The sequence below is a fragment of the Allorhodopirellula solitaria genome (assembly GCF_007859855.1).
GTDB lineage: Bacteria > Planctomycetota > Planctomycetia > Pirellulales > Pirellulaceae > Rhodopirellula > Rhodopirellula solitaria.
In genome coordinates this window covers 871,658-892,403 of record NZ_SJPK01000001.1, presented here as the reverse complement: position 1 = coordinate 892,403, position 20,746 = coordinate 871,658, and the positions used below count along the sequence as shown (strand labels likewise).

General features: G+C 59.5%; 18 protein-coding genes and 1 riboswitch. Of the genes, 13 read left to right on the top strand and 5 right to left on the bottom strand.

Annotation, left to right across the window (positions count from 1 at the left end):
* The first annotated feature begins 17 nt into the window (after positions 1–17).
* The 4 genes from CA85_RS03425 to CA85_RS03410 all read left to right on the top strand — a co-directional run bounded on the left by CA85_RS03425 (position 18) and on the right by CA85_RS03410 (position 4,145).
* Complete coding sequence (locus CA85_RS03425) at positions 18–332, top strand: hypothetical protein (protein ID WP_146389841.1); 315 nt, start codon at positions 18–20, stop codon at positions 330–332.
* Between the two features lie 125 nt (positions 333–457).
* The gene (locus CA85_RS03420) at positions 458–2,086 is read left to right on the top strand and encodes an arylsulfatase (RefSeq protein ID WP_146389840.1); all 1,629 of its coding nucleotides are present in this window, start codon (positions 458–460) and stop codon (positions 2,084–2,086) included.
* 127 nt (positions 2,087–2,213) lie between these two features.
* Positions 2,214–3,122: a UDP-N-acetylmuramate dehydrogenase gene (locus CA85_RS03415; protein WP_146389839.1), complete on the top strand. Its 909-nt coding sequence runs from the start codon at positions 2,214–2,216 to the stop codon at positions 3,120–3,122.
* A gap of 57 nt (positions 3,123–3,179) precedes the next feature.
* Positions 3,180–4,145: a cell division protein FtsQ/DivIB gene (locus CA85_RS03410; protein WP_146389838.1), complete on the top strand. Its 966-nt coding sequence runs from the start codon at positions 3,180–3,182 to the stop codon at positions 4,143–4,145.
* A gap of 204 nt (positions 4,146–4,349) precedes the next feature.
* Here the strand turns inward: CA85_RS03410 and CA85_RS03405 are convergent, their stop codons facing one another.
* The 5 genes from CA85_RS03405 to CA85_RS03385 form a co-directional block, all read right to left on the bottom strand.
* Complete coding sequence (locus CA85_RS03405) at positions 4,350–5,306, bottom strand: ZIP family metal transporter (RefSeq protein ID WP_146389837.1); 957 nt, start codon at positions 5,304–5,306, stop codon at positions 4,350–4,352.
* 261 nt (positions 5,307–5,567) lie between these two features.
* Positions 5,568–6,146 (bottom strand): DUF6580 family putative transport protein, encoded by a 579-nt coding sequence (locus tag CA85_RS03400; RefSeq protein ID WP_186774715.1) that lies wholly within the window; start codon positions 6,144–6,146, stop codon positions 5,568–5,570.
* A 149-nt stretch (positions 6,147–6,295) separates the two neighbouring features.
* Positions 6,296–6,511 carry a DUF1289 domain-containing protein gene (locus tag CA85_RS03395; RefSeq protein ID WP_146389836.1) on the bottom strand — a complete coding sequence of 72 codons (216 nt, stop codon included), beginning with the start codon at positions 6,509–6,511 and terminating at the stop codon, positions 6,296–6,298.
* Positions 6,508–12,264 carry a DUF4465 domain-containing protein gene (locus CA85_RS03390; protein WP_146389835.1) on the bottom strand — a complete coding sequence of 1,919 codons (5,757 nt, stop codon included), beginning with the start codon at positions 12,262–12,264 and terminating at the stop codon, positions 6,508–6,510. The genes CA85_RS03395 and CA85_RS03390 overlap by 4 nt, the downstream gene beginning before the upstream one ends.
* A gap of 81 nt (positions 12,265–12,345) precedes the next feature.
* Positions 12,346–13,344 carry a DUF1559 family PulG-like putative transporter gene (locus CA85_RS03385; RefSeq protein WP_246112452.1) on the bottom strand — a complete coding sequence of 333 codons (999 nt, stop codon included), beginning with the start codon at positions 13,342–13,344 and terminating at the stop codon, positions 12,346–12,348.
* A gap of 18 nt (positions 13,345–13,362) precedes the next feature.
* A riboswitch (cobalamin riboswitch) is annotated at positions 13,363–13,606 on the bottom strand.
* 203 nt (positions 13,607–13,809) lie between these two features.
* Here CA85_RS03385 and CA85_RS03380 point away from each other — a divergent pair.
* From CA85_RS03380 to CA85_RS03340, 9 genes are all read left to right on the top strand, one after another.
* Positions 13,810–14,463 (top strand): RNA polymerase sigma factor, encoded by a 654-nt coding sequence (locus CA85_RS03380; RefSeq protein ID WP_146389834.1) that lies wholly within the window; start codon positions 13,810–13,812, stop codon positions 14,461–14,463.
* Entirely contained in the window at positions 14,456–14,851 is a 396-nt protein-coding gene (locus CA85_RS03375; RefSeq protein ID WP_146389833.1) for a hypothetical protein, read from the top strand. Before CA85_RS03380 ends, CA85_RS03375 begins: the two co-directional genes overlap by 8 nt.
* Positions 14,848–15,927: a hypothetical protein gene (locus CA85_RS03370; RefSeq protein ID WP_146389832.1), complete on the top strand. Its 1,080-nt coding sequence runs from the start codon at positions 14,848–14,850 to the stop codon at positions 15,925–15,927. The genes CA85_RS03375 and CA85_RS03370 overlap by 4 nt, the downstream gene beginning before the upstream one ends.
* On the top strand, positions 15,924–17,114 hold the full coding sequence (locus CA85_RS03365; RefSeq protein ID WP_146389831.1) for a type II secretion system F family protein: 1,191 nt from the start codon (positions 15,924–15,926) through the stop codon (positions 17,112–17,114). The genes CA85_RS03370 and CA85_RS03365 overlap by 4 nt, the downstream gene beginning before the upstream one ends.
* Entirely contained in the window at positions 17,111–18,148 is a 1,038-nt protein-coding gene (locus CA85_RS03360) for a type II secretion system F family protein (RefSeq protein WP_146389830.1), read from the top strand. The genes CA85_RS03365 and CA85_RS03360 overlap by 4 nt, the downstream gene beginning before the upstream one ends.
* On the top strand, positions 18,145–18,594 hold the full coding sequence (locus CA85_RS03355; protein ID WP_246112451.1) for a hypothetical protein: 450 nt from the start codon (positions 18,145–18,147) through the stop codon (positions 18,592–18,594). The genes CA85_RS03360 and CA85_RS03355 overlap by 4 nt, the downstream gene beginning before the upstream one ends.
* Positions 18,591–19,190: a hypothetical protein gene (locus CA85_RS03350; RefSeq protein WP_186774714.1), complete on the top strand. Its 600-nt coding sequence runs from the start codon at positions 18,591–18,593 to the stop codon at positions 19,188–19,190. The genes CA85_RS03355 and CA85_RS03350 overlap by 4 nt, the downstream gene beginning before the upstream one ends.
* Complete coding sequence (locus CA85_RS03345; RefSeq protein ID WP_146389828.1) at positions 19,187–19,669, top strand: hypothetical protein; 483 nt, start codon at positions 19,187–19,189, stop codon at positions 19,667–19,669. The genes CA85_RS03350 and CA85_RS03345 overlap by 4 nt, the downstream gene beginning before the upstream one ends.
* A 145-nt stretch (positions 19,670–19,814) precedes the next feature.
* Positions 19,815–20,738, top strand: coding sequence for a DUF1559 domain-containing protein (locus CA85_RS03340; RefSeq protein ID WP_246112450.1), 924 nt, complete (start codon positions 19,815–19,817; stop codon positions 20,736–20,738).
* Positions 20,739–20,746: the final 8 nt, after the last annotated feature.

Here is a 20,746-nt window from a genome sequence, read left to right as displayed (position 1 = left end):
ACTCCATCGATCAGATTATGAATACGGACACCCCCACGCCTCTCCAGCCCTCGCCCTTTCTGCCGCTGTGCCTCGGTTTCGTGGCGGGCGCGGCGTTGGTGGGGGCTGCCTGGATTCTGCTTGGCCCGTCTCGCCCCGGTCATTTCCACGATATGACAGTGGATTACATGTATGAAACATCGCCGGGGACCGCGACAGGCAGCAGTTCGTTGGAGGTGGAATCGCTCGAAATTCATCCCGAATTCGTCCTCTTGACCGACGCGCGAGGCGAGAGCCGGCTGATGATGTTGAGTCGGCTGCGCAAACTCCACTTCAAACCGACTGCGAAATAACTCGCTCGCGACAGCCAACCCGGACGAGCAGGTTTGGTCTACAATTGCTCCCACACGACGGGGTAATCACGCCGAGTACGCCGTTGCACCTCCTGCCTCACTCCCTCCTCGCCGCAAAGATTTTTATGAAAGCGATTGTTTCCCTCGGTATCGTGCTGGCCTCACTCGCCGGTTCGTTGGCGACCGCCGACGAACCTGCTGCGACACAAAACAGCCTCACCGAGACTCGCCCGAACATCATCGTTGTGTTGGTAGATGACATGGGGTATTCCGATCTGGGCTGCTACGGCAGTGAGATTGAAACGCCCCACATCGACGGACTCGCCCAAAGCGGTTTGCGGTTCACTCAGTTTTACAATCAGGGCAGGTGCTGCCCGACACGAGCCGCCTTGATGACCGGATTGCAACCGCACCAGGTTGGGATCGGCCACATGACAGCTCCTCCCGGGAAACCACTGGGTGTCGAAGGTCCCTACCAGGGGTATCTCAATGAGAATTGCACGACACTGGCCGAGGTGCTTCGGGCAGCTGGCTATCACACGTTGATGACAGGCAAGTGGCACCTCGGGGCGGAGAGTCGAGATTGCTGGCCCTTGCAACGAGGCTTCGACAAGTACTATGGCTGCATCAGCGGCGCCATCAATTACTTCAAGCCAGGTGGAGATCGTGCGATCACTGAGGGCAACGAACCGGTTGCTACCCCTCAGGGATGGTACGCGACGGATGCGTTCACCGACAAAGCAATCGAATACATCTCCGAGGTCAATCAGGTCGACGAGGAACCGTTCTTTCTGTACTTGGCCTACAACGCGCCTCACTGGCCACTCAATGCCAAGGTCGAGGATTTCGAAAAGTATCGTGGTAAGTACACTGCCGGGTGGCGGGAGATCATGCAGGCGCGGCAGAAACGGCAACGGGAGTCTGGGTTGCTCGCCGCGTCCACCGAACCGGCCCCTCATCACGGTCCCAAGTGGGAATCTTTGAACGACAAACAGCGTGATCGGCTCGATGCCGTCATGGCAGCCTACGCAGGCTGCGTCGATTCGATCGACCAAAACATCGGCAAGCTCGTTGAGTTTTTGGAATCCACCGGAGAGGACGAGAACACAATCATCATGTTCATGTCCGACAACGGGGCTTGCCAAGAAGGTGGTAAGTTCGGCTCGGGCGGGGAAAACACAGTGCGTAATCCACCGCTGGAGACGACAAACGGGGTCCGCCTCGGCCTGCAGTGGGCGGAAGCATGCAATACGCCCTATCGTAAATACAAGCATTTCGTCCACGAGGGCGGTGCTTGCACCCCAATGATCGTCGATTGGCCCAACGGAATTCCAGCTTCCCAGCGTGGATCGATGGTCCGCCAAACTGCCTATCTGCAGGATATCATGGCCACCGTTATCGACTTGGCCGGTGCGGAGTATCCTGAGGGGTTGCCGGAGGCCAAGGGCAAATCGATGCTGCCGCTGCTCGCCGGTCGAGACGCGCCGATCCACACCGAACCGCTTTTTTGGGAACACGAAGGGAACGCGGCGGTGCGTTGGCAGGATTGGAAGCTCGTCCGGGAATATAAGAAACCGTGGGAATTGTACAATCTCGCCAACGACCGGACCGAGCTGCACGATTTGTCGGCGGAGAAGCCGGACCTGCGAAGTGAAATGATCGGGAAATGGGAGGGCTGGGCCACCGAGACCGGGGTCGCTTTCCCCGAGCGATTCAATATGTATGAGCACTTGCAAAACAAGAACAAAAAATAGGCGAAGGCCGAGGCGCGATTGCCAATTTTGCCGCTGCCTGCCAAACTGATTGGGCCCAGCGGCAGGTTTCGGAATAAGCCTTCGGCTTGGTCTTTCGTACCCTTTCCTTTCATGAGTTCGTTGTCACGTGTCTGCTCCATCCACTCTCGCACTCGCCGACGTCTTTCCCACGGAATTGCAGCATCTCGTCGGGGAGAACCAACCTCTCAATGAACGCTTGTGGTTGGGAATCGGCGGCCCAGCTCGCTTTCTGGCTGAACCGGTCGAGGTCGGGCAGATTGCCAAGTTGATGCAGGCCGCCCGCCAGCACGAGGTCGCGATCCGGATTCTGGGTCATGGCAGCAATGTGCTCGTTCGCGAAGCCGGCTTTGACGGCCTCGTGATTTCACTCGCTGGCCCCGCCACGAGTGGTTTGGAAATCGACGGGAATTGTCTCCGGGCCGGGGCTGGGGCCAAGCTCACGCACGCAGCGATCAAAACGGTCGGCGAGGGTCTCGGCGGGCTCGAACACTTGGTCGGTATCCCCGGCAGCGTCGGCGGTGCTGTGGTCGGCAACGCTTCGGCGGAGGGCCGCGATATCGGCTCGGTCGTGCGATCGATCGACGTCCTCGATGAATCCGGCCAAGCCAAAACGATCTCGGCAGAAGAAGCTGGGTTTTCGCACCGGAACTCGACGCTCGACGGGTTCGTCGTGCTCAATATCGAGTTCGAGCTGGAGCCGAAAGAGGTCGATGGGCTGACGAAACGAATGCAAAAACTCTGGATCCACCGAGGCCAGCGACGGCCAGCCGATACGGCGCGGATTGTGATGCCATTTATCGATCCCGATTCGATTTCGACCCGAGACTTGATCATCAACACGGGACTCTCGGGTTTGCGAGAGGGTGACGTTTCACTCGATCTCTCCGCGCCACAGTATCTCGTCACCCACGAAAATGCGACCAGCGACCAGTGCTTGCGGCTGATCGACCGCGTCCGCGAACAGGTTCTCTTGCAAACCGGGATCGACTTGCAACTCAACCTTCAGATTTGGTAGTCAGTGAACCTGACCCCCACCTGAGTCGCTTTTCTTACAAGGATGTAGAGCCGCGACGTGAGCGAATCGACACCACCCCAACGCGCCTCGAGCAAACGACGCCGAAATTCCGACGCGGATGCTGCGCAGTCGAAGGTTCGCTGGATCGCATCGTTGGTGTCTGCGCCAGCCATTCTGTCGATCCTCTGGCCCGCCATCCTGCTGGCCGTTGGATATGCCGCCTGGCAACAGTGGGGCAGCCAGTACGTCGCCCATAAGTACTACGGTGTCCAAGCCAGTGCGATCAACGTTACCTCGCCACCGACGTACGTTCGCTCGGATATCATCACCACGGTCTATCGCGACGCTGCGATGGATAAATTGTCCCTCATGGATGAGCAGGCCTGTGCGAAGGTCGCCTCGGCATTCGCTTCGAATGCTTGGGTTCGTCGGGTTGTCGGCGTGCGAAAAATTGCCGGTGGCCGACTCCATGTGCGATTGGAGTATCGCCAGCCTGTCGCGATGGTACACGTGATCAGCCGGCACCCCGAACACGACGGCGCTGGATTCTTTGCCATCGACGGGGAAGGCGTTCTGTTGCCGCCGAGCGATTTCTCTCGCTCTGAAACCGAAGGCTATCTGCACATCATTGTTCCAGGGGCCTATCCCACCGGCGGTGTGGGCGCCGAATTCGGCGATTCTCGTGTCCAAGCCGCTGCCTTGCTCGCATACCTGTTGCACCCCTACCGAGAGAAACTTGGCCTTACCAGCATCGGGGTGCACGGCGATCTACGGCAAAACCCCGTTGTCCAACTGGAAATCGCGGGCAGCGAAGACCGGCGTTGGTTCTGGGGTAGCCCACCCTCGGAAGAGGCCCAGGGCGAACCCACCGCGAAAATGAAACTTCAGAGCCTGATCGACGGAGCCCCTTCGGGCAGTGACCTCCGGCAGGTGCAGTACACGCCAACACCGATCGTGCAAAGCCAAAGGGTGATCGAGTCACCTCGCGTGAGCGCCGCCGATGACGGGGCGCGTGGACGCTAGGCTGGGTCGTTGAGCATCGCGTGATCCATAAGTGGCAAGGTTCTGCAAAAGCTTTGCCGTGGCGGACGGGACGACGAGATGTCGATCCCCCACGCGTTTTGCTGCGCCGAAGGCGTGGAAGAAAATAGCCGGTGGTTTGAAGGCAAGCGAACACCACCGGAAAAGACATGTCCGAGAATAGACGCAGCGCACCGGCGGTGTGTCCTAGCGATCCTCGTCTGCTGGCGCGGCGTCATCAACCATCGTGGGGAAGGTGTGGTCGTGGCCATCCTCCGAATCATGCAAATGCCCCGGTAGATTCTCCAACGCCACGGCGATCCCCACGCCAAGCAACAATGCGATTGTCAGCTTGCCCCGGTCGTGATCGTGAAAGGCGACCTCCGGCAAGAGATCGGCCAAAGCAATGCAGATAAAGAATCCAGCCGAGACGGCCAATCCCCAGCCGAGGACGGCGGTGCTGTCGGTCCAGTGCGTCGCACCGACATACATCAGAAAGGCTCCGATGGGGCAGGCCAAGGAAAAGCAAGCATTGGCGATACTCTGAGCACGCTCGGACCAACCCTGCTTGCTCATCACGGACGTGATCGCGAAAGCATCGAGCGGCTTGTGCAAAACCACTGCCAGGAAGGTTCCTAAGCCCGCTAAGCCTAGCCACGCCCCGTGGTGAGCGTCGGCGATCACGCTACTCGCCAACGCCACCCCGTCGATCATCGTGTGCAGCGCCAGCCCGAAGAACATGCCTGTCCAGCTCAACCCTTTATGGGGGTGAGCATGTTCGTGCGAATGCCCGTGATCGTGCGAGTGCCCGTGGTCTTGCGAGTGGGAATGGTCATGATCACACGCCGGTCCCTCGCCGCTGTCGACTGAGGCTTCTTTGGACCCGTGGTCGTGAGTATGGAACAGCCGGATCAATAGAAACATCGCGACTAAGCCAGCCAGTGCTGCGGCGCCCGCTTTGGATGGCGACCCCAGCACCTCGGTGGCATGCGGCAGCAGATGCAGCAGGGCGATCCCCAACATCAAACCGGCGACGCCACTCATTAGCAGTTGGGTCCGCAGGTGCGTCATGTGAACCAGCTTCGACAACCGCCCTCCCATCATGGAGGCCATGATGATGAGTACGCAGTAAACGACTAACAGCGATTCGGGCGAGAGGCTCATCGAAGGGGCTGGGGGGTTCAATGGCGGGAGCGGGAACTATCGGAGCAGCGGACGAACGATCAGTAGGAGTTTGGTTGTCCCGCTAGATCCTAAGCCATCGGGGCGAATTCGACCATCGACCCTGTTGCCAACGCAGCCACCTCTCGCCTCTGCGGAGGTCGCGCATTTTTCAAGTTCTTTCCAGAAATCATCACAACTAAAATCAACCAAAACGGTTCGCAAACCCAAGGGGTGAACCGGCGGGGCTGACTCGGAACGCTGTTAGGCGGCCGAGTAGACTGGCGAAGTGGATTTCGCTGTGCACAGCGCGTAGGCTCCGAACAAGACGGCGCTGTATGCCAAGTCGCCGGTCAGGGTGTACTGGAAGAACGGCACTGCGGCGGTGTAGCACGCCAGCAACCCGCCACCGGTCGCTGGGTAGGAACTCAGGAACACTGCAAAGTTGGTGACGAGGAAAAACAGCACGCTGCCGATCAGGCTGCCGGTGGCAATTCGGCCACAGGCCGCGGCCCCCCAGCGAAAATCGTCGCCTTGGCGAACCCAACGCGATCCGATTACGAGATTGACCAGCAGGCAGGCGTAGACAACTGGCATCAGCGGGTGGAAGCCGAGAAACGCATCGCTGATCAACATCGCGGCCACGACCACGGTTGCCGCGACGAGTGGCCGAAGACTCATAGCGCCTGCGAACAATCCCAACGCAGCCAGTGGTGTGAAGTTGGGCGGGTGGGGCAGCAGTCGGGCAGCCACGGCAATCGCAACAGCAGCAAACAAGAGCGCTAGCGATGAAAGGGAAACAGACGAGACTGAACGGCGAAGTGGATTGGTAAGGGATTTCATGAGGTTGCTTTTCAAAAAACTATCCGAAAAGGGGGCTGACCCTTTGGAGGCGAATCATTGGAGATGGTTGTTAACAGCCTCGCTGGAGAGGGTCAGACCCCTATCCGGATAGGCTCTCAATGAGTTGGACTGATTGAGGGGAGAAATTCTTAGTCAGGTTTTACATTTTCATTGGTTGGCTGCGTCGTGATCGCCGCAAAGCGTCGTGAGCGGACGGCCCCTAAAATGGAACGTTTTTCTTCCGAAGATGCAATCGACCAACGGCCGATTTCGCTACGGCTACGATGGCATCCGGTGCAAATCTCACGCTCGTTGAGCAGGCAGATTCCTGTGCAGGGCGAACGGACGACGGAGGCCTGTGTCATGCGAGTCGCTCCGACACTGCCAGATCGGTCGAAGCCGATAGTAGTTCCAAGTCACCGATGACGGCGTCGACGGCCGCAGGATCGATCGTTTTTGAATCGCGATTTGTTGCTCGTTGAGGGGCAATCGACGCGGGGCTCGTCCAAGTGGTCGCTGCGGGCAAAGCGGTCTCCTCCACCGTGATGACCATCTCGGGTTCGGATTCTACGTCTGTATCGCTGTCGTCGCCATCGCGGCGTGCCAATTCCGCCATGTTGACGTCCTCGCCACTGGCTCGGCTCGTCTGAGGACTTGCCTGCGGCGGATCATCGTCCGAAACGCCAGCCGTATCTTGGCTGTTGAGCCAATTGATCACCTGCAACGCATCGAGCGACGTGACGAAATTGTCGCCGGAGACATCGTAGTAGAATCCGTCGAAATCGTCGGGCGAGGTGGGCGGCGGCAGAATGAACTCAGGATCCGCATTGATGCGATTGATGATCGTGAGTGCATCGACTGAGGTGACGATGCCGTCTGCATTGACATCGGCGTAGTCGACAAAGTTCTGGTAGGGGTGATCGGTCGCGACCCACACCTCGGCGTCGCCACTGACCATCCGTCCGGTGAAAACGCCTCCTTCGATCGTCGGTTCGCCAATCTGCCACTCGCCGATGAGATCCCAGTTTTGGTCTGCTGCGGTACTCACGCGTGGTGAGTCACCATCGAATACTGCTTGCATTTGGTCAGCGTCGAGTGTGAAGGGAATCGCAGAGGTGTCCGAACCGACTGCCGCAGATCCTAAGACGATATCCTCAAAACCGATCAGTCGCTGCGTTAGCCAGTCGGCTACGTCGATCGATGCGCCATCCTCGAGGTCGGTTGGAGCGATCACCGCACCGTCGTAACCAACGCCACCATTGATCTCGTCAAATGCCGCCGAGTGCAACTGCAGGGTATCGTCTCCGCCACCCAGGCTGACCGTGGCGTCGCTGCGGCCGAGGGGTTCGAGTGTGAGTCGTTGGGCCAGGTCACTCAGGGCGAAGGCGATGGGATCGTCGTCGGTGTACTGGCCAAAGACATACCCGCGATCATCGTCAATCAATTGCACAGCATCACCATCGACTTCGAGGGTGAGGTGTTCCGGTTGGTAATCGGCGAGCTGAATCCACGCATCTGCCCGAGCGTAGTCGGTCGACCCGTCGCTCACGCCTAAGCGGATGACTTGATCGGCCTCGGCCAGCAGGTCAAGACGTCCGGCGACTGTGACGGTTTGAGGTTGGTCCCAATTCTCGGGGCCGAATGTCAATTCCGCGGGCGCGACATCCAACGCCCCGTCTCCACCGGTGATGGAAATGGTAACCGGTCCTGTTGGGGCCGAAGGCAGTTTGACGGTAAAGGACTGGGAATCCCCACCTTCGGCGAGTGGGATATTTGCTTCGGCGCCACCGAGTACGATTCTCGGCAGTTCGTCTTCGAGCACATCGATGGATGTCGCGGAACTTGCAAAATCTTCTGCCGACGCTGTGAATGTCGCTGTTTCATCACCGTGATAAACGGCATCATCGACGAGTGAGAGTGGCACACGCACTCGATCGGCGCCCGCAGGGATCACTACGCTCGGTGGTGCGGACAGCGACGTGGTTGGATCCGCATCGAGCGTCACGGTAACCGCTTCACTGAGGTCGGCTGAATTGCGGGCAACCACAAGAGACGGCGACGCATCGGCGTCGCGATCGATCACGAGTTCATCAATGGCGAAAAAAGCAGGAGTGTTCATGCCGAAGTCGCCGACGTCCGACGACGACATCGAAAATTGCAGGCTGGTCGCTCCCGTCAGGGAAGTGAGATCGACCGTGGTCCAGTCGGCGACGACATAGTCGAGCGAGTTGTCATCAAAACGATAGTCGGCCAAGTAGAAGTCGATCGAGTCAACTGTCTCGCCGACATCATTGACGCCGTCAATCGTCAACAGGAAGTAGTCGGGATCGTCACCGCTCTCGCCTCCAAACTGTTTCGCAAACGCGTCACCCTGCAACATCGATAGCGCCGTGTAGGTCGTATTGGTGATGTCGATCGAACCAAAGGATGCACCCTCGAAGCCATCGGGAAGCGCAATCGTCAGTGGGGACGAACCGTAGCCGCCCGCGACAGCATACGTGGCGGACTCATTGGCTCCACCGCCCGGTACTTCATCGCCGATGCCCGCAAACGCTGAAAACTGGTTGCCGAATCCCGCCGTCGCGACATCGGTGACGTTCGATGCTGACCAGCCACTCCAGCTACCGAAGGTGGGGTCGTAAGCGGTCGAAAACTCGAGCGAGCCCGACGCGAATCCGCCCCGTCCGTCGGCACCGTTGTTGAAGGACTCATCGTCGAGGGATCCGCCGACGTCTTCGAAACCGATCGTCTGCTGTCCAGCGGATTCATTGAGTTGTTCCGCGGAGGGTGTGATCGACAGCGCCGGTTCGTCGTCATCACGCAGCACGATGGACTCGCTCGCTGAGGTGAACCCGTCTGCGGACGCGTCGACTTGCCAAATTCGATCGCCTTGGGCAATCGCATCATCGAGCCATTGCACGGGCACGCTGACTTCGGTCGCCCCGGCGGGGATCGTCACTTGAGGCGGCAACCGCATCTCGTTGCGGTCGTCAGTGAGACTGACCTCGACCGGCGAGGACGTATCGCCGCCCGTCCGAGCGACCGTGATCGTCGGCAGCGACGAGGTTTCAGGCTCCATCAAGACATTGTCGACTGCGAGATAAGCAGGTGTGTTCATGCCGAAATCGCCATTGTCCGAAGATGTGAGCTGCATCGACAACGTTTCGGCGTGGCCGATGCCGCCCACATCGATCGTGGTCCAGTCCTCAAGGATGTAGTCCAGATCATTGTTCTCGAAGCGATAGTCGGCCAAGTAAACTTGCACCTCGCCAATGGACTCTCCGTTTTCGTCGAGCCCATCAATGGTCAACAGAAGGAAATCAGGATCGTCTCCCGACTCACCACCAAACTTCTTCGCGAAGTCGTCACCGTCTCGCATCGATAAGCCGGTATACGTGGTATTGGTCACATCGATCGTTGAAAAATTCGCGGTTGTGTTCTCGCGGCTGACGACAGCGGGCGAGCCGGCGTATGCGATCGCGTAGGTGCTCGAACCGTCGGCCCCACCACCGGCGAGGGAAGAGTATTGGTTACCGAATCCTGGGGTCTGCGAATCGGTACCACGGCTGATCGCAAAGCCCGACCAAACATCGAATCCAAACGAATTGTCAAACGTGTTCTCGAACTCGAGTACGCCATCTCCGAACGCGCCGCTCGCACCCGCGCTGTTATCAAACTCACCGGTCAGCAATCCCGAACCGAGCGATTCGAAATCACTAACGAAAACAGCATCCGATTCAGAAAGTCCCGTCTCGGGGGCGGAGACCGTCAAGCCGGGTGGCGGCCCATCGTTGTCGGTGACCTGGACATCCAACGACGCCGAGAGGAACCCCGCACGGCTGGCGGCAATGCGGTAGACCGGCAGTTCATTGACCAAGGAGTCGTCGACTACCCCGATATCGAAGCTCACCGAGTCCATGTTTTCAGGGATCGTCACCTCAGCTGGGATCGTCAGCGGGGCGCCATCGGGTAGAGCGAGAGCCACCGTAACGGCGTTGGAGAGATCCGCAGTATTGCGATAAATCTGAACCGTGCGGGTCGTCGCCGGTTCCTCTTCGCTCACGCTCACCGTGGTGGGGGCCATCCGCAACGCCGGGAGGTCGTCATCGGCGAGTTCAATCGTCAATTCCGCGGGGGCACGCCCTTCCGCCTCGGCCCGCACAGCAATCGTCTGCCCGTCGCCGGCGATCTCATCGTCGAGCACGTTGATCGGAATCGTGACCTCTCGCTGCGTGGCTGCAAAAGTCACGGTGGTAGGAATGGTGAGCAGCTCGGTCGCGTCATGTGAGAGCGTCACCGCCAGGGGCGTGCTGATATCGGCGTCGTTGCGGGTGAGCGTCAACGTCGCGCCGCTCGGTCCATCGCCTTCGGTGGCGTTGATCGTCGAGGGTGTGAACGTGATCGACAGCACCTCATCGTCTTGGATCACGAGCGAGCGGGTCGATGGCAACATCAGATCTGCTGACGCGGTGATCTGCACCTCTCGGTCCGGTGTCGGAATCGCGTCGTTGGCGGGCGCGATCTGGAACTCCGCATAGTCCTCACCGGCCGGGATCGTGACGGATGCCGGCAAGGTCACCTCGTCGCTACCGGTGCTTTCGATCGCTACCGTCACGGGTGCCGACGTATCGAGCGTGGGCCGCGACACACGTCCGACCACGCTACTGTCCTCAACGGTCGTGGGGCTCGATAGATCCAACGGAACCAGCGGGCGTTGCAAAGCCACGTTGTCAACGGCGAAGTAGGCAGGCGTGTTCATGCCAAAGGGGCTGTTGTCGGACGATTCCATCGTGAACTGTAGCGACCGGGCATCGGCCAAAGATGAGACATCGACACGAGTCCACGCATCCAAGATGAAGTCTTCCGAATTGTCCGTTGGACGGTAGTCGGCCAGCATCACCGAGACATCGCCGACCGCGCTGCCGGTTGCATCGAGACCAGTAATCGTCAAACGCAGGAAATCAGGGTCGTCACCACTGACGCCACCGAACTTTTTGGCAAAGCCGTCGCCCTCTCGCATCGAGAGGACCGCGTAGGTGGTATTGGTCACGTACAGCGAATCAAAACGCGAGCCGCTAACCGGATCCAATGTGAGTGCGGGCGCCGGCAGGGCGCCGTTGGGCGACGGATCGAAGAATCCAACGGCGTAGGTGTCCGAATCGTCAACGCCGCCGCCGGTGATGTTGGAGTACTGGTTGGTGTAGCCCGCTGTCGTCGTGTCGGTGGTCTGCGAAATCGACCATCCCGCCCAACTTTGATACTGCGACGAGTAGTTGTTGTTGAGCAGGATCTCCTCTTCACTGAATTCACCGCCTGCATTGGCGCCATTGTCGAACGAGGAACCGCCCAGCCCACTGCCGAGGGTTTCCAAGTCGACGATCGCGTCTGCCGTCTCAGCGGCGTGAATCACTCCTACTCCATCGACATCGAGACCAGCGGACTGGAACGTGGGTGTCGGATCGTAGATTGGATCGCCCGATGCGTCATTGGTTAGCCCATCACCAACGATGTCGACCAATCGCACGTACTGGATCGACGTCACATCCAGGCCGGCCTCGCCTCGCAGTTCGGCCAGGTCGAAGGGGGTGCCATAACCGCGGCGATACTTGCCCGCGAGATTGTGAATATTGGTCGGATCGACCGCCCCAAAACTCGAAACAGCCGATGGGGTCTGGGAATCGGAATCGAAGCGAAAGTAGTTCACGCCATCAGAGGAGACTTCGACAAAACCCAATTCGAGAAACGTGTCGTTGATTGAATTTTCAAAGACCGCGAAGTCGGCTCCGAGTCCATCGCGAATGGGAGTGTCGAAGGTCAGAGTTAGCGAACCGCCACGGCCGAGCGACACGATCGAATCATAGTTTCCCTCGGCGGGGCCAGTCGCTTCAGAAGCATCCGTCCACACGTCGTCGACGTCACTGTCCGGTGTGTAGTCGGCAACGGCCGTTGCCCAGCCGACGAAGGCGGGATCGTCGTTGCTGATCGCTGTCGAATCAGGTTGCCCAGCGGCAGGTGCGTACGGTCCCGCAGCCAATAGACGGCGGCCTTCGAGCGATTCAACGAGGAGTCGACGGCCAATGCGTCGACGGGCAATCTGACGAGATTGTTTGTAGTTCATAGGTGTGAGCAAATCGAGTCGTGATTCGAGAAGAGAGTGCTGGGAAATATGCTGGCAACGGTGGGAGGCACCGCCTGGGGGCTAATAGTCTTGCGTTACTTCGTGCCCGTTGCGGGTGCACAACGCAGCAAGGATTTCCATGTCGATCTGATCGACGATGAAACGGGTCGAGCCGTCGGCGAAGAGCGTCATCACGCCCCCGGGATGGAAGCTCCGCATGTCGTTTTCAAACGCGGGGGCCGCGTTGGGAGCAAAGGCTTGATCGAACAGATTACGACCATTGATCCACTGCCCATCGGGGAAGTCTGCGTCTTCGGTGACCATGATGGTGTGCGAGCTGCCGTCGAGAATGTCACGAAAACCGAGGGCGCGGTCGTGGATCATCATGCCCCGAGGCGGATTGTTGGTGGTGACGATTCGCTCGCCATACACGCCGCCATAATCCGTCGCCCCCAAACCACCTCGTCGAGGCTCGGGCCGTGGCGTGCTCGGACAGAGGTACGCCTTGACCCCGGTCTGAGCCGCTGCTGCATTGACCGGATCATCAAACGGGAGGCTGTAATCGATCTGCTCGGCGAGCGAGCTCTGCTCGAGATAAGGCAACACAAAGGCGGACCATGCGAACTGCTTTCCACCGGCCACCTGGGGACGGACTTCGATCGCCCCGGGAGGGAAGCGGCTCATCGCCGAGTGATAGTTATGCAGAGCCAAAGCGACTTGGTGCAGATTATTCTGACAGGAGGCTCGTCTCATCGCTTCACGTGCCGCTTGGACCGCCGGCAACAGCAGGCCGACGAGTACCCCGATGATGGCAATCACCACGAGCAGTTCCACCAAGGTGAAAGCTCGCCGCCGCGTTGCGACAGGGGGCTCGCTCGAGGCAGCCCGATGGACCGCGAGGGTGCCTGCAGCCGATTGGTTCGATGGAGTGGGCATAGCCAACAGGGGACGTGCGAGCGATCCGGCCCATCCTACCGCAGCGCAGCGGGAGCAGAGGAGTCGATCGACGCGGAAACGAAACGGGTTCGTGACGCCGACCTCGCCCAAGAAGGTCCCTGCGTGGTTGTCAGTGGCCGTCATAGCACACCCACCTCCTCGCTTAACGCCCGATACCAGGTAGGTCTTCTGACTCCCGACGCAATCCGCACCCCCGGCCTTCTCGCCGAACAATTTCGGCAATGGCAAAGAGGGAGGAGTGGGGTTCGAGCCACCACAGCAAGTGAGAATGGTGGGCTCGAAGCGTCGGATACAGCGGCCGGGCCGTCTCGGAATTCCACCGAAGTTCCCTGTTTTCGCGCCGGACCAACTCGGCCGACGCGGCACCCAGTATCGTTGTCGGGAGTATCGACTTCCCCTGCGAGATTGTCAACGTGCGACATCGATAGCGGACCCAGCGGACAACCGGGGCGATCGTGGCCTCTGCAAACCAACAGGGCCACTTTGTTTTCCCCAGACGCTCGGCCTGCCGAGTATTCGGTTGAACTTTCTCTAAAATAATCGTGAAGAAATAGACAAATGCTGCCCTTGAGCGCATCTTGAGGGGTGATGAGCCACTTCAATCCACCGCCGTCGCCTGTTTCAGGCTCCCCAACTGCTAGCCAGTGCTCGGCTTTTGCTTCGTTCACGCAGCGTGTCCGTGTGAGCGCTCGCCAGCTAGCGGAATTGGGCGAGGACGCGATCAGTGGCCTCATCGATCTGACCTCACTCCGCTTGGTTCGCTATGCAACCACCATCACGCGAAACCAGCATGACGCCGAAGATGCCGTGCAGGCCGCGATCGTCAAGGTGGCTGCCCAGCCCGGGCGGCTGCATCAATGCGAAGATCCCTGGGCGTTTCTATTGCGGATGGTTCGTAATGAATCACTCGTCATCCTCCGACGTCGACCACGCTGGAACCTGTTTGGCGATCTCTGCGACCTGCTGACCCGGTGCCGCGTTGACGAGCTCGAGCGGGAGGAAAGCTACCGAGCTATCTGGCGTGCGATGCGGTCGCTGCCGACTCAGCAGAGTGAAGTCGTCGTGCTGAAGATCTGGGAGGAGATGACCTTCGCCGAGATCGCGGCGGTGCTCGAAATCACTCCCTCCACGGCGGCGAGCCGCTATCGGTACGCCGTGGCCAAACTCAGTGATCGATTGAGCGGCGAGCTTGGCGAAGCGGCCCATTTCAACGGGCAGGAACGGGGGCGGAGCCATGCTTGATCCGCTCAACCAACACCACGGGGATATCGAAAATCTTATCCGCGATGCCGGTGACTATGTCCGTCCCGGCGATCAACTCCGAGCGCGGATCCTCGAGCAAGTCGACGAGCGTCGGCAACGACGCCGGTTGTGGCAGCGTCTCGTCGGCGGCGTCGTGTTCACGACCACCGTCGCCTGGCTGCTGCTGGTGGTTGGGCAGATCGGAGTGCAGGTCGCGCCGCACGGCCGATCGGCCAGCGATCTGCATGAGCAAGCGTCGCGGCGGGCCAATATCGAGGGGATCGGCTGGGAATGGGCGTTGACGGAAGTGATTTACGATTGGCGACGTCGCCCGGGCGACTCGTCAACGCGGCAACCGAACTCGCAGCTTGAAGGAACCCAGCGATGAGCGATGCGTTCAAGGCAGCTGGCGGCGAGTCCGATCGGCCGCATCTATTTCACCAATCTCTTCGCGCCGCTGTGGTTGCCGGTGCTCGGCTTGACCTGGGTGAAGTCCCGGCCAGTGCTGAGTCGGTACCTGCGCCGGAGGACCGTACTCTTGGTGGCACCGCGACCCTCGCCAAACTGGACCGATTGGAACCGTTGCTGAGCGAATGGGTGCAATCGCACCCGCTCGCCCCAGAACGCTTTGATCCCAGCGGCCAACAAACGGCAGACAGTGCGTCGAAAGACAGTGCGTCGGCCGGTGTTGCCTCGGCCGGTGTTTCTTCGATCGGAGGCGTCGTGCCGGGGCTGCCCACCGGATACTGGTCCGCCTATGTCGGCTATGCCGAATCCGAGCGAATGGATCTCGTGCTCGATGCCCTCACGGTGCGGCGCGCCGTCACGCAGGATCTGGCGGGGACGGTCCGCCCGGTCTGGTTCTACTTGGCTGCGATGACGGTGGTCGCCACCGCTGGGATTGCGATCTTCTCCGAATTCTCACTGCCCCGCCTGGCCGCGATTCGAGCCGACTTGACGCTGCTGCCGTCCGTCGAGCAAACCCCATCGTGGTTGGCGATACCGAGGCTGGGCTGGCTCCTGGTCACCTTGCCGCTACTAGTGCTGGCATTGATCCTGCTCGGTCTGTCCGCTCGCGGTTCCGCTGCGATTGCGAACCTGTTGGGTGGGCGCCGGTATCGCGATGCTCGCGAGGTAGTCACTCGAGCCCGGATCGAGCAAGCGATCTGGCGGCGACGTGACGATCGCATCGAAGACGACCATGAGCGGGAGGCTCCCCGTAGCAAGAACGAAAAACAGAGTGTGACCCGGGTCCGCCGCGTGGGGTGGTCGCTCGTTGCCAACAGTGCAGCATCCCTTGCCGCCCACCGTTTGATGCGACTGCGAATCAGTCTACCGATGCTGCTGATCGCGGTGCTCGGCGGCGGTGGTGTCCTGCTATACGGCCTGGTGCTGTTCGGCCCGCTGGTGATGCTGATCCACGACCTAGCAACCATTTCCACCGAGACGGGGATGTGGCCATGACTGCCAAACCAGAAAACTCCGTCGCCGCAGTCACCTGGATTAGCGATTGGCTGCCCGTGCGAGACAAGATCGTCTTGGCGTTGACCTCGACCGCCGATCGTTTCTCAGGTCGTGCACGGAAAAAATTACTGCGACTGGCCGATGCGATTGCGTTCGCGAAACAGGATTCCGATATCCTGCAAAACCCGATGGCGTTGGAGATCTTTCTGACGTTGGCGGGGCGCTCAGGTGACGAAGATTCACCAGTCGTGGGGCACGACACACGCTCGAATCCAGAACAAGAAACCGCTCGCCAGGAAGGAATGTCTGAAACAGGCAATGATGAGGCGGACGGTGTCGACCAGTGCGAAGATGATCTGCATGTCAGCATCGAACATGCGGTCAATGGTGTGTTGCTCACCCATTTGCCTGTGCAGGCTGCTCGGCAGCGTCTGTTTACGTTGCTCTTCTATCCGCTGCTGGTGCTGTTGGCCTGTGGCATGATTCTGTTTTTGACGAGTGCTCTGTTGGTGCCGACGTTCAAAAGCATGTTCGACGAATTCGGACTGACCCTGCCCGCTTCCACGCAGTTTCTCTTCATGATCTCCGATGCGGCGCGGTCGCCATGGACCTATGTGTGGCTCGTCGGGATCTTGCTATGCGTTTGTTTGTTCCTCTATCTCCGATCCCGTCCGCCCACCGAATCGACTAGTGCTAGCGTGGGCGGCAGCCGTTTCCGTTCGACGCGAGGTGTGTGTGGCGATTGGGCTTGGCATGTCTCGTTGTTGATGCGGGCGGGGTTGGACAAGGCCGACGCCATTGAGATCGCGGGAGATTCGTGTATGCGTGATTGGCTGCAACGCAACAGTCAGTTCTGGGCGCAGGAGCTTCGCAGGGGCAGGAACCCGTTCGTGGGCCTGACGCATTTCCGGGGCGTTCGCTGCCAATTGCTCGCCGACACCCTTGCGCTGGAAAGTCCCTCCCCGGCACCGACGGCAGGCGTCTCACGCGGCGCTGCGATGAGCTTGGATCAAGCCGGCATTCTCCGTGATATTGCCGAGATTTATTGGGATCGTACGCAACCGGGGTCAACGCGATCTTTCGGTTGTCTATCGCAAGTTTTGTATATGGGCGTTCTCATTTCGGTCGGGCTCATTGTCACGGCTTTGTTCGCCCCCTTGGTTCAACTTATCACGGGGCTGTCATGAACCGGATCATTTCCCATTCGTTTCAGGTGACGGCTCCACACGAGCGTGCGCTCGTCCGCGTGCTGTTGATGTCGCAGCGTCGGCGGCTCGACCCGGCCGCGATGGTAGATCGACTCGCTGTCGAGTTTTCACACAGGCGATCCCGCGTGCTACGCCAGGTTGCCCGCTTGCTGGCCGATGGAACGCCCGTTGTCGATGCTCTCGAGCAAACCCCCGAGGCCATCGATCCGGCGGCGCTATTGCTGCTGCGACTGGGCACAGAAACCGGCACGTATCCTGAAACTCTGCAATCTCTGATTGCCAGCGATGCCGTTGCCGATCCGATGCTGGAGGCACGCGCAAGTTCAATCGAAACGCAGTTCATCCAGGCCGCTGGCGGATTTCTGATCGCCGCGCTAGTGATCAGTTTTTTCATGCTCTTCATTTCGCCAACGTTTGTGAAGATGTTCGAGGAGTTTGAAGTTCCAATCCCGGCCGCGATGACATGGTTCATGGCGATTGGTCAGTACTTCCCGTGGTTGATCATTCCTGGGTTCGTGTTGTACCTGATGGCATTGTTCGTTCGTCCCCTGTTCTTCAATCGCGTGAAGTGGCCACTCGGCCTTCGTCGCCGGATGCCGCAAGCCGCTGCCCAGCTGCTCGATCTGCTGTCGGTGACCCTGCAATCGGGCCGTCCGCTCAGTGCGGGCATCGCTACGCTGGCGCGGGTTCATCCTGTCAGCCGAATTCGCCGCCGCCTGATCGATGCTTCCCGCTCGATCGACCGCGGCGAAAACGAATGGCAGGCATTGGCCAATTGCCATTTCGTCAGTCCCGCCAATGGGGAAGCGCTGCAACTCACCGAGGATCGATTCACCCAGGCTTGGTTGCTGCGTCGTTCAGCAAAACAACGCAGCGTCTGGGCGAATCTCCGGTCGGCGTTCCTTGTCCGCTCGGTCTCCATGGTCCTGCTCTTGATACTCGCAGCAATCGTGATGCTGGCTGCCGTGGGCATGTTCTCATGTATCTACAGTCTTGTCGGAGCGTTGGCATGAAGGAGGCATATCGATTGACTCAGTCTGATCCATCCTTGTCGTCCGCGACCAGGCACCGCCGCGATCGCCGCCAGGGCATCACGATGATCGAGTGCGTCGTCGCGGCCTCCATCCTGCTCGTTGCCATGAGCACCGTCACCACGATGGCAGTCCGTGTCGGCCGGTTGTGGAGTGATGTCGCTCATCAACGAATCGCGATGAGTGAGCTAACCAATACACTCGAATCGATCACGAAGTTGCCCGCCGACGAGATCGACGAGGCGTTGAAAGAACTGATGCCCTCCTCAGCGGTCGCTGCCAGCCTGGATCGAGCCGAACTCACCGGCGAGCGGATCGAGGACGAGTTTGGTGAACGCATTGTTCTGACGCTGAGCTGGAAGGCAGCTCATCCCATCCGGCCAGCACGTTTGGTGGGCTGGATCCATTTCGACGAGGTGTCGCCATGATAGATGCCCAGCCATCACGAGCCAAATTTCAGAGACGCATTCCGGTGTCCCGTGGATCGTCGCTCATCGAGACCGTTGTCATCCTGTCCGTTTCCTCCACATTGCTTGTCATTGCGGTCGGCTGGATTCACCAATCCATCCAATTGGCGTCGGTGTTGCGGGGGCACGAACGTCATCATCAGAGCCTGATGCGTCTGAGTCGCCAGTTTCGCGATGACGCTCATGCTGCACAGTCCATTGCCGGTGACGGCGCCCAGGTCGACTTTGCGATCGACGGCATCCGCGTGCGTTACCAGATCGAGGACCATGTGGTGCGCCGCAGTCAGTCCAGCTCGAGCGATGAGAGCGTGCGAAGTGAAGAGACCTATGCACTGCGCGACCAGGCGGCTGTCGAATGGCAACTCGACCAGTCTCGCCGATGGGTTTCACTCGTTGTCTATCGGCATCGAGCCAATGAATCGGGTATCGCCGATCATCAGGGGGCAGACGAAGGTTCGTCTTCACCGCAAGACCTGGCGATTCGTGCTGAGGTAGGGCGGTGGTTGGCCGCACCGAGCGATCTCGTTGCGACGCCGGACGAGGGAGGTTCCTCATGATTGGATATTCCCGCAACGAACGCATGCGTCGCAGCGGCGCCGTCCTGCTTGCTGTGCTGGTTTGCCTTGGCATTGCCTCGGCGATCACTGGCCTGGCCATGCAGCGGAGTCTGCGTGCACGGCGACAGTTGAATCACGATTGGCAGCTCGAACAAACTCGCCTGCTACTCGACGCTGGCGTTCGCCATGTCCATCGCAGTGTTACCGAGAATCCTGACTACACCGGTGAGTTGCTGGAACTCGGCGCAGCCTTGGAGTCGTACGCCACTGCCCGCGTCGAGATTGAGGCGGCTGAGGATGACGCGGCCGCAGTCAGTTCGAAACGTTTCATGGTCGTTGCCACGATCCAGAATCAGGATGTCCATCCGTTTCAAACCAAGCGATCGCGAGTCATCGCGACGCAACCAGTCGCGGGAAACGCTGAAGAGCCAGGGGCAGCTTCGACTGCCACCGATACCGACGCCGACGCCAGCGACTGAACTGTCTCGCGAACCCATATTCGCCTCACTCCATGCCGAACCGAAAAGGGGTCTGACCCAATTCGGTGAGGCGACCACACCACTGAAACCGACTTGCCACCAAAGGGTCAGACCTCTTTTGGTTTAGGCGTTCAGGAGAAATTTCATGTCTATTGCTACCAAGCGAAATCTGCCGGGTGCTCGGGCGGCATTCACGCTCGTCGAGTTGCTCGTTGTGATCGCAATCATCGGTGTCTTGGTGGGGTTGCTGTTACCCGCCGTGCAAGCGGCACGGGAAGCGGCGCGGAGGTGTTCCTGTTCCAATAACATGGCGCAGATCGGTCTGTCTGCCCATAATTTTGAATTCTCGATGGAGCACATGCCCTCTGGTTCGATCAATCCCGACGGACCCATCCGGAATGAACCCGTTGGCCAGCATGTCGGTTACCTGGTTCAGCTGTGTCCCTACATCGAGCAACAAGGCGTCGCGGAGCAGTTCGACATCTCCTTGGGGACTTATGATCCTGCCAACGCGCCCGCCCGGGCTGTCCATATCAATTCGTTTCTCTGCCCCTCGTCGCCTTATTATGTAAATAACGACAACACCTCGGGCCTGACCAACTATGCGGGGTGTCATCACCACACCGAGGCGCCGATTGATGAGGACAATACCGGACTGCTCTTCCTCAACAGCCATGTGGGTTACGGCGAGATCACCGATGGCAGCTCGCACACGATTCTGGTCGGTGAGATGTTGCCGAGTCTCGATAGCCTCGGGTGGGCCTCCGGGACGCGGGCGTCACTTCGCAATACAGGTTGGTTGGCGGGCCGGTCGATGTCCCCCGACGCTGAACCGAGCAGTATTCCTCCTCGCCAGTACGGCCAACCCGAGCAGTTGCCCCCGGAAGCCTTGAACGAGGATGGCGAGATGAAGAAGGACTTCGTCGGTGGTTTCGACAGCCTGCACAACGGCGGTGCCCATTTCTGCTTTGCCGACGGTTCGATTCGATTCATCTCCCACTCCATCGAACCGCAGCTCTATCAGAACCTCGGCAATCGAGCCGACGGCGCGATGATGGGCAGCTATTGAGCGGGCTC